Genomic DNA, 17,801 nt, shown 5'->3' with positions numbered 1-17,801 from the left:
CTTTTTTCACTTATCCAGATACTTTATGTCCCAGACTCTTTTTTTTATTAAATGAAGAATCCAGCGATAGCAGCTGAAATAAACGATACAAGTGTTGCACCAAATAATAACTTAATGCCAAAACGTGCTACGATATCACCTTTTTCAGAGTTAAGTGATTTAATCGCACCGGAAATAATACCAATAGAACTAAAGTTAGCAAATGAAACTAGAAATACAGACGTAATACCTTTTGCATGCTCAGAAATCCCCTTTAAGCTTCCAAGTGATTGCATAGCAACAAATTCATTAGATAATAATTTTGTTGCCATCACAGAACCTGATTTAACTGCATCTTGCCAAGGAACACCTGCTAAGAAAGCAAATGGCGCAAATACAAAACCAATTAACGTTTGGAAATCCCATTTGATTGCTCCGCCAGAAACTAAACTGAAAATACCACTGACAAGGCCATTTAATAAAGCAATGATTGCAATATAGCCAATTAACATTGCACCAACGATAACTGCTACTTTGAAACCATCTAAAATATATTCACCTAACATTTCAAAAAATGATTGTTTTTTAGTTTCTGATTCATCCACTAGTAATTTATCATCTTCTTCATTAACTTTATAAGGGTTAATAATAGAAGCAATAATGAAGCCACCAAATAAGTTTAATACAACCGCTGTAACAACGTATTTAGGTTCAATCAATGTAAAATATGCACCGATAATAGATGCAGATACAGTAGACATTGCAGAAGCAGTTAAAGTATATAAACGTTGTTTAGGTATATATGGTAATTGTTGTTTTAATGAAATAAATACTTCAGATTGTCCAAGAATCGCAGCTGCTACTGCATTATATGATTCTAAACGCCCCATACCATTAATTTTAGAAATTAAGAACCCTAACACATTAATAATCCATGGAAGAATTCTAGTATATTGTAAAATACCAATTAATGCCGAAATAAATACGATTGGTAATAAGACACTAAAGAAGAATGGTGGATTTTTTGGATCTACAAATTTAAATCCTCCAAAAACAAAATTAACCCCTTCAGCAGCTTTTTGTAACAAATAGTTAAATCCATTTGAAATACCACCGATAATTGTAATACCAGCAGTCGTTCTCAAAAGAATAAATGCGAATATAAGTTGAATAATTAATAATAAGCCAACATAGTGCCAACGAACATTCTTTTTATCTGAACTAAATAAAAATGCTAGCGCTAAAAAGACAATAATCCCAATAATCCCAATAAGAATATGCATAATTCTACTCCTTTAAAATTCTCTTTATCTTATATAATACAATAAAATAATAGAAGTAACATTAATATTTTTAAATAAAAAAACAAATTAGTTGAAAAAGGTCAAAGTTGGTCATATAATATAGTCAAAGAAGGTCAAAAGAGGTGGTAAAACATGCACAACATGTCTGACATCATAGAACAATACATTAAACAATTATTTGAAGAAAGTAATGAAGATATGGTAGAAATTCAAAGAGCTAATATTGCTCAACGTTTCGATTGTGTGCCTTCTCAACTCAACTATGTTATTAAAACGAGATTTACAAATGAACATGGTTATGAAATAGAAAGTAAACGTGGTGGAGGAGGATATATCCGAATCACGAAAATTGAAAATAAAGATGCAACGGGTTATATTAATCATCTATTACAATTAATTGGCCCTTCTATATCTCAACAACAAGCATATTATATAATTGATGGTTTGTTAGATAAAGGATTAATTAGTGATAGAGAAGCAAGAATGATTCAAGTGATTATTGATCGTGAAACACTATCAATGGATGTTGTTTCTAGAGATATTATTAGAGCAAATATTCTCAAACGATTATTACCTATCATTAATTACTATTAATAAATAATAAAGAAAAGCGAGGTGTCTATGTGTGCTTTGCGAAAATTGTCATTTAAATGAAGCAGAGGTTAAACTCACAGTAAAAAGTAAAGATGGTCCTTCTGAAAAGTGGGTGTGTTCAGAATGTGCTCAAGGAGAGCATCCTTGGAACCAACAAGAACATGATGCGTCACATTCAGAGTTCCAAGATGATATTGAAGAAGCCTTTGTAGTCAAACAAATCTTACAACATTTAGCAACTAAACACGGATTAAATTTTCATGAAGTAGCATTTCAAGAAGAAAAACGATGTCCTACATGTAAAATGACATTGAAAGATATAGCTCATGTTGGTAAATTTGGATGTGCAAATTGCTATGCAGTATTTAAAGAGGATATTGTTGATATTGTAAGACGAGTACAAGGTGGACAATTTGAACACGTAGGCAAGATGCCTCGATCTTCACATCATAAACTGGCAATAAAAAAACAAATTGAAGAAAAAACGAATTACTTAAATATATTAATTGAAAAGCAAAAATTTGAAGAAGCAGCTATCATTAGAGATGAAATTAAAGCCTTGAAACATGAAAGTGAGATGGAGCATGATGAATGATATGGATGCACATATTAGTGAGTGGATGAAAGAAACAGATGAATCTCCCATTGTAATGTCTTCGCGTATTCGTTTAGCACGTAACTTAGAAAATCATGTTCATCCTTTAATGTTTCCATCTGAACAAGCAGGTTTTAGAGTAATCAATGAAGTACAAGATGTACTACCTAATTTATCTTTAATGCGTTTAGATACCATGGACCAACAAAGTAAGATGAAGTTAGTGGCTAAACATCTAATTAGTAAAGAATTGATTAAACAACCCGCTTCAGCGGTGTTATTAAATGAAGATGAATCTTTGAGTATTATGATCAATGAAGAAGATCATGTACGAATTCAAGCAATGGGTAATGATTTATCTCTGATAGATTTATATCAAAAGGCTTCAGACATTGATGATATTCTTGATGAACAATTAGAAATTAGTTTCGATGAGGATTTAGGTTATTTAACGACTTGTCCTACAAATATTGGGACTGGAATGCGAGCAAGTGTGATGCTTCATTTACCTGGATTATCTATAATGAAACGTATGAATCGTATTGCACAAACAATTAATCGTTTTGGATTTACGATTCGAGGTATATATGGAGAGGGTTCACAAGTTTATGGTCATATTTATCAAATTTCAAATCAACTTACATTAGGTAAGACAGAAGAAGATATTATCGACCAGCTGACAGAAGTAGTTCAACAAATTATTAATGAAGAAATGCAACTTCGTGAACGTTTAACACAATATAGTGAATTAGAGACGCTTGACCGTATTTATCGTTCATTAGGAATATTACAAAATAGCCGTATGATATCAATGGAAGAAGCGTCATATAGATTAAGTGAAATTAAGTTAGGCATAGATTTAGGATATTTAAATTTAAATAACTTTAAGTTTAATGAATTAATGGTAAGTATCCAATCTGCGTTTTTATATAATGATGAAGATGAAAACGTATCTGTAAATGAAAAACGAGCAAATATATTAAGAAAACATACAAATTAGGAGGTTGTAAACGATATGTTATTTGGTAGATTAACTGAACGCGCACAACGTGTATTAGCACATGCACAAGAAGAAGCAATTCGTTTAAATCATTCGAACATTGGTACTGAGCACTTACTACTTGGATTAATGAAAGAACCAGAAGGTATTGCTGCTAAAGTACTTGAAAGTTTTAATATTACTGAAGATAAAGTTATTGAAGAAGTTGAAAAATTAATCGGTCATGGTCAAGAACTTTCAGGGACATTGCACTATACACCAAGAGCTAAAAAAGTCATTGAATTATCAATGGATGAGGCAAGAAAATTGCATCATAATTTTGTAGGGACAGAACATATTTTATTAGGTTTAATTCGTGAAAATGAAGGAGTAGCAGCACGTGTATTTGCTAACTTAGATTTGAATATTACTAAAGCACGTGCACAAGTAGTGAAAGCATTAGGTAGTCCTGAAATGAATACCAAAAATGCAACTGCAAATAAATCAAACAACACTCCTACATTGGATGGGCTAGCACGAGACTTAACAGTTATTGCTAAAGACGGTACTTTAGATCCAGTTGTAGGTAGAGATAAAGAAATTACACGTGTTATTGAAGTATTAAGTCGAAGAACTAAAAATAACCCTGTACTTATTGGTGAACCAGGTGTAGGTAAAACAGCCATTGCTGAAGGACTTGCACAAGCTATTGTAAATAATGAAGTGCCAGAAACGCTAAAAAATAAACGTGTAATGTCATTAGATATGGGAACAGTCGTGGCAGGTACTAAATATCGTGGTGAATTCGAAGAACGTTTGAAAAAAGTTATGGATGAAATCCATCATGCAGGTAATGTAATTTTATTCATTGATGAATTGCATACACTAGTTGGTGCTGGTGGTGCAGAAGGTGCAATTGATGCATCTAATATTTTAAAACCAGCGTTAGCACGTGGTGAATTACAATGCATTGGTGCAACAACATTAGATGAATATCGTAAAAACATCGAAAAAGATGCTGCATTAGAACGTCGTTTCCAACCTATTCAAGTTGATGAACCTTCTGTAGAAGATACTGTTGCTATTCTAAAAGGTTTACGTGATCGCTACGAAGCTCACCATCGTATTAATATTTCTGATGAAGCACTGGAAGCGGCTGCTAAATTAAGTAACCGTTATGTATCTGATCGTTTCCTACCAGATAAAGCAATTGATTTAATTGATGAAGCAAGTTCAAAAGTAAGACTAAAAAGTCACACAACTCCAAGTAATTTAAAAGAGATTGAACAAGAAATTGAAAAAGTTAAAAATGAAAAAGATGCTGCTGTCCATGCACAAGAATTTGAAAATGCAGCTAACTTAAGAGATAAACAATCAAAACTTGAAAAACAATATGAAGATGCTAAAAACGAATGGAAGACATCTCAAGGCGGACAATCAACGTCATTATCTAAAGAAGATATTGCTGAAGTTATTGCAGGATGGACAGGTATTCCATTAACTAGAATTAATGAAACAGAGTCAGATCGTTTGCTTAATTTAGAAGAAACATTGCATGATCGAGTAATTGGACAAAACGATGCAGTAACTTCTATTAGTAAAGCAGTTCGTCGTGCACGTGCAGGCCTAAAAGACCCTAAACGTCCAATCGGTAGTTTCATTTTCTTAGGACCAACTGGTGTAGGTAAAACAGAACTTGCACGTGCATTAGCTGAATCAATGTTTGGTGAAGAAGACGCAATGATACGTGTTGATATGAGTGAATTTATGGAGAAACATGCTGTGAGTCGTTTAGTTGGAGCGCCTCCTGGTTATGTAGGCCATGATGATGGCGGTCAATTAACTGAAAAAGTTAGACGTAAGCCATATTCTGTTATCTTATTTGATGAAATTGAAAAAGCACATCCAGACGTGTTTAATATCTTATTACAAGTACTTGATGATGGACATCTAACTGATACAAAAGGACGTCAAGTTGATTTCCGTAATACTGTTATTATTATGACATCAAATGTAGGAGCACAAGAACTACAAGATCAACGTTTCGCTGGATTCGGCGGCGCATCTGAAGGACAAGATTATGAAACAATTCGTAAAACTATGATGAAAGAACTTAAAAATTCATTCCGTCCTGAGTTCTTAAACCGTGTAGATGATATTATTGTTTTCCATAAATTAACAAAAGATGAACTTAAAGAAATTGTGACTATGATGGTAAATAAATTAACAAAACGTTTATCAGAACAAGATATTAATATTGTAGTTACTGATAAAGCTAAAGAAAAAATTGCTGAAGAAGGCTATGATCCAGAATACGGTGCTCGTCCATTAATTAGAGCAATTCAAAAAACGGTTGAAGATAATTTAAGTGAATTGATACTCGATGGTAATCAAATTGAAGGAAAAGAAGTCACAATTGATCATGATGGTAATGAATTCAAATATGATATTCATGATAAACAAGAAAATAATATAGAAGATACAAAAGAACCAGCAACAGAAGAATAAAATGAACTTAAATTCAGAGTCTAGGAGTCATTAAATCCTAGGCTCTTCTTTTCATTCATATATATATTTACATTTGTCATTATAATTGGATACATATAAAATAGATGTGTTCAAAAAAATCGGAGGTGCAGTTTTGGCCAAGAAAAAAGTAATTTTCGAATGTATGGCTTGTGGATATCAGTCTCCTAAATGGATGGGAAAATGTCCGAATTGTGGTGCTTGGAATCAAATGGAGGAAATTATTGAAAAGACTTCCAACCCAAAGCATGGCGTAAAGGCAAAAGAAACACAAGCAAAAGTACAGAAATTAAATAGTATTAAGCATGAGGCAACACCGAGAGTTCAAACGGAATCTAAAGAATTTAATCGTGTACTTGGTGGCGGAATTGTTAGTGGATCACTCGTACTGATTGGCGGCGACCCTGGTATTGGGAAATCTACATTATTATTACAGATTTGTGCATCGTTATCACAAAAACTCAATGTACTTTATATCACGGGTGAAGAATCACTAAATCAAACGAAATTGCGGGCAGACCGTCTAGAGGAAGACTCTAGTAATTTAAATGTACTAGCTGAAACAGATCTAGAAGTTATTCATCAAACCGTGGCACAAGAGCGCCCAGATATACTTGTTGTCGATTCAATTCAAACTATTTATCATCCTGAGATTAGTTCAGCACCCGGCTCAGTATCACAAGTCCGAGAAAGTACACAAAGTTTAATGAATATTGCAAAACAAATGAATATCGCAACTTTTATAGTAGGTCATGTAACAAAAGAAGGACAAATTGCTGGTCCAAGACTATTGGAACATATGGTAGATACAGTTTTATACTTCGAAGGTGATGAACATCATGCTTATCGAATTCTAAGAGCAGTTAAAAATCGTTTTGGTTCAACGAATGAAATGGGTATTTTTGAAATGAAACAAAGTGGTTTGAAAGGTGTACACAATCCTTCAGAAATGTTTTTAGAAGAACGCTCGACAAATGTTCCAGGGTCAACAATTGTGGCTACTATGGAAGGTACACGACCACTATTGATTGAGGTGCAATCTCTCGTAACACCTACTACATTTAATAATCCAAGACGAATGGCCACAGGCATCGATCACAATCGACTTAGCTTGCTGATGGCTGTTTTAGAGAAAAAAGAAAATTATCTTTTACAACAACAAGATGCTTACATTAAAGTAGCAGGTGGAGTGAGACTGACTGAACCAGCTGTGGACTTAAGTATTATTGTAGCGACTGCTTCAAGTTTTAAAGATAAAGCCGTAGATGGTTTGGATTGTTATATTGGTGAAGTGGGATTAACTGGTGAAGTAAGACGAGTATCGCGTATCGAGCAACGTGTACAAGAAGCGGCAAAACTAGGATTTAAGAGAGTGATTATTCCCCAAACGAATATAGGGGGATGGACATTCCCAGAAGGTGTTCAGGTCATTGGCGTGACAACGGTACATGATGCTTTGAAATATGCGTTTAGTAATCGCTCATCATAGGCATGTAAAGGGGTGATAACGTATGAAGGTATTAAAAGGAATTATTATTATAATCTACATCATTCTTGGTGCATCATTTGGAATTATGTTAATTCCAGAAATTTTAAATGATTTAGGTATTAACCACCATCCCATTTATACTAATCATTATGTTGATGGTTTAATAGGGATGACGGTATTTTTTCTAATATTTGGCTTATTTATTAATAAAATAACACGATTACTTAAAAAAGCTGAAATGTGGATTATGCAACGTAGTGCAGTTGAAATTTTGTTTGCTACACTAGGATTAGTCGTTGGTTTATTTATTTCAGTAATGGCTTCATTTATTTTAGAAATGATAGGAAATTCTATATTAAATCACCTTGTGCCTATTATTATTACATTATTATTATGTTATTTAGGATTCCAGTTTGGTTTGAAAAAGCGTGATGAAATGCTTATGTTTTTGCCAGAAAATATAGCACGTTCAATGTCTAAAAACAATATAAGCGCCATACCTAAACTGTTAGATACAAGTGCAATTATTGATGGAAGAATTTTAGATATTATTAAATGTGGATTTATAGATGGAGAAATTCTTATTCCTCAAGGAGTTATAAATGAATTGCAAGTAGTTGCAGATGCTAATGATAGTATTAAACGTGAAAAAGGACAACGTGGATTAGATATTTTAAATCAACTTTATGATTTAGACTATCCAACTCGTGTGATTCACCCTCAAAAATCTCATAGTGATATTGACAAACTGTTAGTTGAATTAGCTCAAGTCTATCATGCTCATGTCATTACAACCGATTTCAACCTAAATAAGGTATGTCATGTTCAAGGGATTACTGCATTAAATGTTAATGATTTGTCAGAAGCAATTAAACCCAATGTTCATCAAGGTGACCGACTTAATATTTTATTAACTAAAATGGGTAAAGAACCTGGCCAAGGGGTAGGATATTTAGATGATGGAACAATGGTTGTTGTAGATCATGCTAAATCTCTTATAGGTAAACAGGTTGAATTAGAAGTTATTAGTTTATTACAAACATCCTCTGGTCGTATTATATTTGCTAAGACTATAGAGGAGTCCTTAAGTTAATAGGAAAAGGGTTTCATGTGAAACGTAGTCATTGATGAATGATCGTATAACATTTTTTGTTATGAGCTATTGATGAGTAACGTAACAACAACAGCAATAGACTTATCAAACCAGCCAATTAATGCTACAATAATAAGGAAATGCGAAGTTGATCTAAGTATAGATTAGAAGTTAAAGTTATTCAAAAACGACTCTTTAAAGATTGTTTGGGATAACTTTTTTCTAATGAAAGAAATCATTCGCTATAAAGAATGAATAACAAAATTAGGAGTGAAACGAATGAGTGAACGCGTAAGAGTAAGATATGCGCCAAGTCCAACTGGATATTTACACATCGGAAATGCAAGAACTGCATTATTTAATTATTTATTTGCTAAACATTATGATGGAGATTTTGTAGTACGTATTGAAGATACAGATAGTAAAAGAAATCTTGAAGATGGAGAATCTTCACAATTTGATAACTTAAAATGGTTAGGATTAGATTGGGATGAATCTATCGATAAAGACAAAGGTCATGGTCCTTATCGTCAATCTGAACGTGCAGACATCTATAATCCACTTATTCAACAATTATTAGATGAAGATAAAGCATACAAATGCTACATGACTGAAGAAGAATTAGAAGAAGAACGTGAAGCTCAAATTGCTCGTGGAGAAATGCCACGATATGGCGGTAAACATGCACATCTCACCGAAGAACAACGTCAACAATTTGAAGCTGAAGGACGCAAACCCGCTATTCGTTTCCGTGTTCCAAAAGATAAAACATATACATTTGATGATATAGTTAAAGGAGAAATTTCTTTTGACTCTAATAATATTGGAGATTGGGTTATCGTGAAAAAAGATGGCGTCCCTACGTATAATTTCGCGGTAGCAGTAGATGATCACTACATGGAAATTTCTGATGTTATTCGTGGAGATGATCATGTATCAAATACACCTAAGCAATTAATGATTTATGAAGCATTTGGTTGGGAACCACCACGTTTTGCGCATATGTCATTAATTGTAAATGAACAACGTAAAAAATTAAGTAAACGAGATGGCCAAATTTTACAATTTATCGAGCAATATCGTGATTTAGGTTATTTACCTGAAGCGTTATTCAATTTTATTGCTTTACTCGGTTGGTCTCCTGAAGGTGAAGATGAAATCTTTTCTAAAGAAGAATTTATTAAGATTTTTGATGAACAACGTCTTTCTAAATCTCCAGCAATGTTTGATAGACAAAAATTAGCTTGGGTTAACAACCAATATATGAAAACAAAAGATACAGAAACAGTATTTGAGCTTGCTTTACCACACTTAATCAAAGCAAATTTAATTCCTGAAAATCCAAGTGAAGAAGATAAAGAATGGGGACGCAAATTAATTGGTCTTTATCAAAAAGAAATGAGTTATGCAGGAGAAATTGTTCCGTTATCAGAAATGTTCTTCCATGATATGCCTGAATTAGGTGAAGAAGAACAAGAGGTATTAAATGGCGAACAAGTTCCTGAATTAATGTCTCATTTATATGGTAAATTAGAAGCGCTTGAACCATTTGAAGCTGCTGAAATTAAAAAAACGATTAAAGAAGTACAAAAAGAAACTGGTATTAAAGGTAAACAATTATTTATGCCTATTCGTGTAGCAGTGACTGGTCAAATGCATGGTCCTGAATTACCGAATACAATTGAAGTATTAGGAAAAGAAAAAGTACTATCTCGTTTAAAAAAATATGTTTAAAACAATGTTAATATAATAAGTCAGACACACATGTTTAAACTTGAAATTTTATAAAAAACTTCTTATGATAAGATTAAACATATGTTAGTTAAAGGATTAGTAAATATACGATAATGTTGTTAGAGAGTATGCGGTTGCTGTGAGCATATCATTATCTATATCGAATGCACCTTTGAATGTTCAATTAAATATAGAAATGAGTATGATAAGGTAGACTAGTATGTTCATCAACTTACTTTATCTAAAATGAAGAGTGGAACCGTGCAATAGCGCCTCTAGCAGTTAATGTTAGGGGCGCTTTTTTTAAATATTTGAATGATACATGGACTGTAAGATATTCATAATATATAGAAAATGGGGAGGCGAGCGTCTTGATAAAAAGAATGAAAGAGGATGTAAAAATGGTATTTGAACAAGACCCTGCAGCACGTACAACATTTGAAGTAATCACAACTTATGCAGGCTTGCATGCGGTATGGAGTCACTTAATTGCACATAAATTATATAATAAAAAACACTACGTTTTGGCGAGAATGATTTCACAAGTATCTCGCTTTTTTACAGGAATTGAAATTCATCCTGGAGCGAAAATTGGAAAACGTCTATTTATTGATCATGGTATGGGTGTAGTTATTGGTGAAACATGTACGATTGGAGATAACGTAACGATTTATCAAGGCGTGACACTTGGAGGTACAGGTAAACAAAAAGGAAAGCGTCATCCAGATATTGGAGATAATGTTTTAATTGCAGCAGGATCAAAGGTTTTAGGAAATATCCAAATTGATTCTAATGTTAATATTGGTGCGAATTCAGTAGTCTTACAATCTGTGCCAAGTTATACAACAGTTGTAGGTATTCCAGGTCATATTGTTAAACAAGAAGGAAAACGAATTGGGAAAACATTTGATCATCGTAATTTGCCTGATCCTTTATTTGAACAAATTAAGCAACTAGAACGACAATTGGAAAAAGCTAAGAATGGAGAGATTAAAGATGATTACATTATATAATACTTTAACACGTCAAAAAGAGGCGTTTAAGCCCATTGAACCTGGTAAGGTGAAAATGTATGTATGTGGACCTACAGTGTATAATTACATTCATATCGGTAATGCCCGTCCAGCAATTAATTATGACGTCGTACGTCGATATTTTGAATATAAAGGCTATACGGTTGATTACGTATCTAATTTTACTGATGTAGATGATAAACTCATTAATCGTTCTAAAGAATTAAATGAAAGTGTGCCAGAAATTGCTGATCGATATATCAAGGCATTCTATGAAGATGTAGGGGCACTTAATGTTAAAAGAGCGACATCTAATCCACGAGTAATGAATCATATGGATGAAATCATTGACTTCATTAAACAACTTGTAGATGACGGTTATGCATATGAAAGTAATGGAGATGTGTATTTTAGAACCCGTCAATTTGATGGATATGGTAAATTAAGTCATCAGTCTATTGATGATTTAAAAGTTGGCGCTCGTATAGAAGCAGGTGAACAAAAAGAGGATGCATTGGATTTTACGCTATGGAAAAAAGCAAAACCTGGAGAAATTAGTTGGGAGAGCCCATTTGGACAAGGACGTCCAGGATGGCATATTGAATGCTCTGTAATGGCTTATCATGAATTGGGAAAAACAATTGACATCCATGCAGGAGGATCAGACTTACAATTTCCACATCATGAAAATGAAATAGCGCAATCTGAAGCACACAATCATGCACCTTTTGCTAATTATTGGATGCATAATGGTTTTATTAATATAGATAATGAAAAAATGAGTAAATCATTAGGTAACTTTATTTTAGTACACGATATTATTAAAGAAATTGATCCAGATGTATTACGTTTCTTTATGATTAGTGTTCACTATAGAAGTCCAATCAACTATAACCTTGAATTAGTGAATGCTGCTAAAAGTGGATTAGAGCGTATACGCAATAGTTATCAATTAATTAAAGAAAGAGAAGCAATCGCAACTGATTTAGAAACACAGACAGACTATATTGATCAAATTAATGATATTTTAAAACAATTTGAAGCTGTAATGGATGATGATTTTAATACAGCAAACGCTGTAACTGCATGGTATGATTTATCGAAATTAGCTAATAAATATGTGTTGGAAAATACAACATCTACTCAAGTGATTCAGCGCTTTAAAGAAGTATATCAAATTTTTAGTGATGTATTAGGTGTGCCATTAGAAGGAAAAGAAAATGATGTATTACTTGATGAAGACATAGAAAAACTTATCGAAGAACGTAATGAAGCACGTAAAAATAAAGATTTTGCTCGAGCTGACGAAATTAGAGATACGCTAAAAGAACAAAATATTATTCTTGAAGATACGCCTCAAGGTGTAAGATTTAGAAGAGGTTAATATGGATGCAAAGCTATTGAACCCATTAACGTTAGCTTATATGGGAGATGCTGTATTAGACCAGCATGTACGCGAATATATTGTGCTTAAATTACAGAGTAAACCAAATCGCTTACACCAAGTATCGAAACAATATGTGTCTGCAAAAAGCCAGGCACAAACGCTCGAGGTATTAATCACAAAAGAATGGTTTACTGAAGAAGAACGAGATATTGTTAGAAGAGGGCGTAACGCTAAAAGTTATACGAAAGCTAAAAATACAGATATACAAACGTATCGTAAAAGTTCAGGTTTAGAAGCTATTATAGGATTTCTTTATTTAGACCATCGAAATGAACGATTAGATGCGTTACTTGATATGATTGTACAAATTGTTGATGAAAGGTAGTGAACATAGTGGAAGATATCGTTATTGTCGGTAGACACGCTGTTAAAGAAGCAATTGTGTTTGGTCATACAATAAATAAAATTTGGATACAAGAAGGAATAAGAAAGCAGCAAATTAATGATATTTTAAAAAATGCTAAAGCACAGAAATTGATTATACAAACTGTTCCAAAATCCAAATTAGATAATTTAGCAAATGCACCGCATCAAGGTGTAGCTGCACTTATTGCACCATACGAATATGCAGATTTTGATCAGTTTATTCAATCTCAAAAAGAAAAAGAAGGCCTTTCTACAATAATTATTTTAGATGGGTTAGAAGATCCACATAATCTTGGTTCGATCATTAGAACGGCAGATGCAAGCGGAGTAGATGGAGTTGTTATCCCTAAGAGACGTTCTGTTGCGCTCACACAAACTGTTGCAAAAGCGTCAACAGGTGCGATTCAACATGTCCCAGTGATGCGTGTTACAAATTTATCAAAAACAATTGATGAGTTGAAAGATAATGGATATTGGGTAGCAGGCGCTGAAGCGGATAATGCTACAGATTATCGCAATATGGCTGCTGATATGCCATTGGCTATCGTAATTGGTAGTGAAGGGCAAGGTATGAGTAGATTGGTTAAAGATAAATGTGATTTCTATATTAAAATTCCTATGGTAGGCCATGTTAATAGCTTAAATGCTTCTGTAGCTGCTAGTTTAATGATGTATGAAGTATATCGTAAACGACATCAAATTGGAGACACCCAATGAAAGATAGATATCTAATTATTGATGGTTACAATATGATTGGTCAATCAAGGGAATTGAGTAAAGTAGCAAGAGAAAGTTTAGAGGAAGCACGTGAACAACTCTTAGATGTGATTGCCAATTACAATGCAGTTGTCGCTGATGAGATTGTATGTGTATTTGATGCATATGAACAATCTGGTATAGAAAGAGAATACATTTATCATGGCGTTAAAACAGTTTTTACGAAAGAAAAAGAAACTGCAGATAGCTATATTGAGCGTTATGTATATAATTTATACAATAAACATACGACACATATTACAGTAGTGACCAGTGATATGAGCGAGCAACATGCTATTTTTGGAGCAGGTGCATATCGTGTTTCATCTAGAGAAATGTGGCGAGATTTAAAAGAGAATGCAATGACGGTTAGTAAATCAGTAGATGATTTTAATGAACGTAAACCAAGAACTCGAATTTCGTTATCAAAAGATGTACTTGCAGAATTTGAAAAAATACGACGAGGCTATGGTAAAAAACATAAATAATACAGTCTTGCCATTTAAAAGATGCGTCTTATACAATGTGCCTAACTTATAAAGAAAGGTTTTGTATATGACTTATCATTTTCGACAACTAGAAGATATATTTAAAGCTTTTCAATATAGCCAAAATACATTGGAGAAAGAACAGTTATTCGCAAATATAATGAATGTGATACGTCCTAAACTTATGATGAAGTTTAGAAGGCTAGGTATAGATCATCAAGAACTAGAAGATTTAATTCAAGATACCTCGTTAAAGATATATTTAGCTTTACACACATTTAATTTTAATACGAATGTTCCATTCGAACATTATTTAAATCGTCTCGTTTATTCTGTAAAAAAAGATTTTTGGAGAAAACGTTATACGTTTAATCAACTTCAACAATTGTTAATCAATGAGTGTGTAATAGAATATCGTTTGAATCAAATGATAAAAAGGACGGAAGCACTATATTTAACTAGATTAAGTAAAGAAGAATTGATAGATAGTTTTAAGAAGTTAAGTATGTTTGAAAGAGAAGTGGCAAATTTACTTCTACTTGATTATTCCCCATCAGAAATAGCAAAAAAACTAAATGTAAAAGATAAAGTAGTTTACAATAGTATTCAACGTTGTAAAATAAAAATGAAACAATATTTGTTAAAATATAAACGTTAAGTATTTTAGTACGAGTTTGACAGTTTATTATAAGTTTATGTATAGTATACTGGTATTAGTATGAGCAAAGGTGAATTGATGTGAGAAAAGTACCTTTAGTTTGTGAGATTTGTGGTAGCAGAAATTATAATGTACCTAAAAAAGAAACATCAGCTAAGAGATTACAACTGAAGAAATATTGTTCTAGATGTAATGAACACACGATGCATAAAGAATCAAAGTAATTAGCTTATAGGTATATACTTTGAAGAGCACGGAGGTAAGGTTATGGCTAAAGATAAAGACGCAAGTAAGAATAAAGAAAGTTTCTTCCAAGGCGTTAAAAGCGAAATGGAAAAAACAAGTTGGCCTACGAAAGAAGAACTTTTTAAATATACTGTCATTGTAGTAGCTACAGTAATTTTCTTTATGGTCTTTTTCTGGGTATTAGACGTAGGTATTGGTAATTTAATTCAATTATTTAGATAAGAGTAAGGAGTGACAACATGTCTGAAGAAGTTGGGGCTAAGCGTTGGTACGCAGTGCATACGTATTCTGGATATGAAAATAAAGTTAAAAAGAATTTAGAAAAAAGAGTAGAATCAATGAATATGACAGAGCAAATTTTTAGAGTTGTCATACCTGAAGAGGAAGAAACACAAGTTAAAGATGGGAAAGCAAAAAAACAAGTTAAAAAGACATTCCCTGGATATGTTTTAGTAGAGCTTATTATGACAGATGAATCATGGTATGTTGTACGTAATACACCAGGTGTTACAGGATTTGTTGGTTCAGCAGGTGCAGGTTCAAAACCTAATCCATTACTTCCTGAAGAAATGAGATTCATCTTAAAACAAATGGGACTTAAAGAAAAAACAATTGATGTAGAATTAGATGTAGGTGAACAAGTCCGCATCAAATCAGGACCATTTGCAAATCAAGTTGGTGAAGTTCAAGAAATCGAAGCAGATAAATTTAAATTAACTGTATTAGTCGATATGTTTGGTAGAGAAACACCAGTTGAAGTAGAATTCGATCAAATCGAAAAATTATGATCAGTTTAAGTTATAAAGTATGAATTGCTTAAAAAGATGAAATTTTACTATTGATTTTTAATTAAGTTTAATGTTAAAATAATGTGGTCGCGTTTTTAGAACGCTCATTTCGTCACGAAATGTTTATGAGTGGGAGGGCAAAACTGAGCCCTGTGACCACATCACGATATCAAGGAGGTGCACATCGTGGCTAAAAAAGTAGAAAAAGTAGTTAAATTACAAATTCCTGCAGGTAAAGCGAACCCAGCACCACCAGTTGGTCCAGCATTAGGTCAAGCAGGTGTGAACATCATGGGATTCTGTAAAGAATTCAATGCACGTACACAAGAACAAGCAGGTTTAATCATTCCGGTAGAAATCAGTGTATATGAAGATCGTTCATTTACATTCATTACTAAAACTCCACCGGCTCCAGTACTACTTAAAAAAGCAGCTGGCGTTGAAAAAGGTTCTGGTGAACCAAACAAATCTAAAGTTGCTACAGTAACTAAAGATCAAGTACGTGAAATTGCTCAAACAAAAATGCAAGACTTAAACGCTGCAGACGAAGAAGCAGCTATGCGTATTATCGAAGGTACTGCACGTAGTATGGGTATCACTGTACAATAATTATTAAATGAAAATTAGTTTGAATTTGAAATAAACTGATAGACGATAGCAGGTAACAGAAACGACAACATATATTGTCTATGATTAGTCTTTAGTAAATTAGTATTTATTATTGACATCATCTGTTATCTGCTCTTAACTTGTGTAAATCACACAAGTAAGCGTGGGAGGAAATTCCGCTAAAACCACTAAAGGAGGAACAATAAATGGCTAAAAAAGGTAAAAAGTATCAAGAAGCAGCTAATAAAGTTGACCGTACTAAATACTATAGTGTTGAAGAAGCAATTAAATTAGCTAAAGAAACTAGTATCGCTAACTTTGATGCATCAGTTGAAGTAGCATTCCGTTTAGGTATTGATACACGTAAAAATGACCAACAAATCCGTGGTGCAGTAGTGCTACCAAACGGTACTGGTAAATCACAACGTGTATTAGTTTTCGCTAAAGGTGATAAAATTACAGAAGCAGAAGAAGCAGGCGCAGATTACGTAGGTGAATCTGAATATGCTCAAAAAATCCAACAAGGTTGGTTCGACTTTGACGTAGTAGTAGCTACACCTGACATGATGGGTGAAGTTGGTAAATTAGGTCGTGTATTAGGACCTAAAGGTTTAATGCCAAACCCTAAAACTGGTACAGTAACTATGGACGTTAAAAAAGCTGTAGAAGAAATTAAAGCTGGTAAAGTTGAATATCGTGCTGAAAAAGCAGGTATTGTACATGCTACGATTGGTAAAGTATCTTTCGACGAAGAAAAATTAGTTGAAAACTTTAATGCTTTACAAGATGTTTTAGCTAAAGCTAAACCAGCATCTGCTAAAGGTACTTACTTCAAATCTGTTGCTGTAACTACAACAATGGGTCCTGGAGTTAAAGTAGATACTTCAGCATTTAAACTTTAATTTCAAATTTATTAATAGATTATAGACTGGTAGATAATCATTGCTTATTTTGAAAAAATAAGATCATTTTCTGCCAGTCTTTTTTAAAAAAACAATTGACATATTACAATAAACAAGTTATATTATTTATTGTGATTATTTTACCTAAGACAGTAGGAGTTAATTTTTAACTTAAAACGATATCCTACCGAGGCTAAAATTGACTTGAACGTGATGATTATTATAATGATCTTTC

At 33.0% G+C, this 17,801-nt stretch carries 19 protein-coding genes and 1 other annotated feature (1 of these 20 running past the window's edge); of the genes, 18 read left to right on the top strand and 1 reads right to left on the bottom strand.

Annotated elements, in window-relative coordinates; genetic code table 11:
- Positions 1-47 precede the first annotated feature (47 nt).
- The gene (locus tag HMPREF3046_RS07820) at positions 48-1,262 is read right to left on the bottom strand and encodes a NupC/NupG family nucleoside CNT transporter (protein WP_064207427.1); all 1,215 of its coding nucleotides are present in this window, start codon (positions 1,260-1,262) and stop codon (positions 48-50) included.
- Positions 1,263-1,415: 153 nt separating this feature from the next.
- On the opposite strand from HMPREF3046_RS07820, the gene HMPREF3046_RS07815 reads away from it, so the two are divergent.
- The 18 genes from HMPREF3046_RS07815 (at position 1,416) to rplA (ending at position 17,566) form a co-directional block, all read left to right on the top strand.
- Complete coding sequence (locus HMPREF3046_RS07815; RefSeq protein WP_002449017.1) at positions 1,416-1,877, top strand: CtsR family transcriptional regulator; 462 nt, start codon at positions 1,416-1,418, stop codon at positions 1,875-1,877.
- 31 nt (positions 1,878-1,908) lie between these two features.
- Complete coding sequence (locus HMPREF3046_RS07810; RefSeq protein ID WP_064207428.1) at positions 1,909-2,472, top strand: UvrB/UvrC motif-containing protein; 564 nt, start codon at positions 1,909-1,911, stop codon at positions 2,470-2,472.
- The gene (locus tag HMPREF3046_RS07805; RefSeq protein ID WP_064207448.1) at positions 2,465-3,472 is read left to right on the top strand and encodes a protein arginine kinase; all 1,008 of its coding nucleotides are present in this window, start codon (positions 2,465-2,467) and stop codon (positions 3,470-3,472) included. The genes HMPREF3046_RS07810 and HMPREF3046_RS07805 overlap by 8 nt, the downstream gene beginning before the upstream one ends.
- A 15-nt stretch (positions 3,473-3,487) precedes the next feature.
- Positions 3,488-5,959, top strand: a complete 2,472-nt coding sequence (locus HMPREF3046_RS07800; RefSeq protein ID WP_070718334.1) for an ATP-dependent Clp protease ATP-binding subunit — start codon at positions 3,488-3,490, stop codon at positions 5,957-5,959.
- 133 nt (positions 5,960-6,092) lie between these two features.
- Positions 6,093-7,466, top strand: a complete 1,374-nt coding sequence (gene radA / locus HMPREF3046_RS07795; protein WP_064207430.1) for a DNA repair protein RadA — start codon at positions 6,093-6,095, stop codon at positions 7,464-7,466.
- Positions 7,467-7,488: 22 nt separating this feature from the next.
- On the top strand, positions 7,489-8,559 hold the full coding sequence (locus tag HMPREF3046_RS07790) for a PIN/TRAM domain-containing protein (protein WP_070718331.1): 1,071 nt from the start codon (positions 7,489-7,491) through the stop codon (positions 8,557-8,559).
- A 279-nt stretch (positions 8,560-8,838) separates the two neighbouring features.
- Positions 8,839-10,293, top strand: coding sequence for a glutamate--tRNA ligase (gene gltX / locus HMPREF3046_RS07785; RefSeq protein WP_070718329.1), 1,455 nt, complete (start codon positions 8,839-8,841; stop codon positions 10,291-10,293).
- Between the two features lie 383 nt (positions 10,294-10,676).
- The gene (gene cysE / locus HMPREF3046_RS07780; protein ID WP_176746080.1) at positions 10,677-11,306 is read left to right on the top strand and encodes a serine O-acetyltransferase; all 630 of its coding nucleotides are present in this window, start codon (positions 10,677-10,679) and stop codon (positions 11,304-11,306) included.
- Entirely contained in the window at positions 11,290-12,690 is a 1,401-nt protein-coding gene (gene cysS, locus HMPREF3046_RS07775) for a cysteine--tRNA ligase (protein WP_002488400.1), read from the top strand. Before cysE ends, cysS begins: the two co-directional genes overlap by 17 nt.
- A gap of 1 nt (position 12,691) precedes the next feature.
- Positions 12,692-13,078: a Mini-ribonuclease 3 gene (locus HMPREF3046_RS07770; RefSeq protein ID WP_070718323.1), complete on the top strand. Its 387-nt coding sequence runs from the start codon at positions 12,692-12,694 to the stop codon at positions 13,076-13,078.
- Positions 13,079-13,086: 8 nt separating this feature from the next.
- Entirely contained in the window at positions 13,087-13,836 is a 750-nt protein-coding gene (gene rlmB / locus HMPREF3046_RS07765) for a 23S rRNA (guanosine(2251)-2'-O)-methyltransferase RlmB (protein ID WP_070718321.1), read from the top strand.
- Entirely contained in the window at positions 13,833-14,363 is a 531-nt protein-coding gene (locus HMPREF3046_RS07760) for an NYN domain-containing protein (RefSeq protein ID WP_002455753.1), read from the top strand. Before rlmB ends, HMPREF3046_RS07760 begins: the two co-directional genes overlap by 4 nt.
- Positions 14,364-14,430: 67 nt before the next feature.
- Positions 14,431-15,021 carry a sigma-70 family RNA polymerase sigma factor gene (locus HMPREF3046_RS07755; protein ID WP_070718318.1) on the top strand — a complete coding sequence of 197 codons (591 nt, stop codon included), beginning with the start codon at positions 14,431-14,433 and terminating at the stop codon, positions 15,019-15,021.
- 80 nt (positions 15,022-15,101) lie between these two features.
- Positions 15,102-15,245, top strand: coding sequence for a 50S ribosomal protein L33 (rpmG, locus tag HMPREF3046_RS11055; protein WP_002449045.1), 144 nt, complete (start codon positions 15,102-15,104; stop codon positions 15,243-15,245).
- A gap of 43 nt (positions 15,246-15,288) precedes the next feature.
- Positions 15,289-15,489, top strand: coding sequence for a preprotein translocase subunit SecE (secE, locus tag HMPREF3046_RS07750; RefSeq protein ID WP_002449032.1), 201 nt, complete (start codon positions 15,289-15,291; stop codon positions 15,487-15,489).
- A 17-nt stretch (positions 15,490-15,506) separates the two neighbouring features.
- Positions 15,507-16,055, top strand: coding sequence for a transcription termination/antitermination protein NusG (gene nusG, locus HMPREF3046_RS07745; protein WP_002449028.1), 549 nt, complete (start codon positions 15,507-15,509; stop codon positions 16,053-16,055).
- Between the two features lie 186 nt (positions 16,056-16,241).
- A complete protein-coding gene (gene rplK, locus HMPREF3046_RS07740; RefSeq protein WP_064207435.1) occupies positions 16,242-16,664 on the top strand; it encodes a 50S ribosomal protein L11 in 423 nt (140 codons plus the stop codon).
- 206 nt (positions 16,665-16,870) lie between these two features.
- Positions 16,871-17,566 (top strand): 50S ribosomal protein L1, encoded by a 696-nt coding sequence (rplA, locus tag HMPREF3046_RS07735; protein ID WP_017175315.1) that lies wholly within the window; start codon positions 16,871-16,873, stop codon positions 17,564-17,566.
- A 125-nt stretch (positions 17,567-17,691) separates the two neighbouring features.
- Positions 17,692-17,801, top strand: a sequence feature (ribosomal protein L10 leader region) (it continues 44 nt past the right edge of the window).

Origin of the sequence: Staphylococcus sp. HMSC070D05, from assembly GCF_001815595.1 — a bacterium.
Taxonomy (GTDB): Bacteria; Bacillota; Bacilli; order Staphylococcales; family Staphylococcaceae; genus Staphylococcus; species Staphylococcus hominis.
The sequence above is the reverse complement of the archived record's forward strand: the minus strand, read 5'-3'. Positions and strand labels throughout refer to the sequence as shown.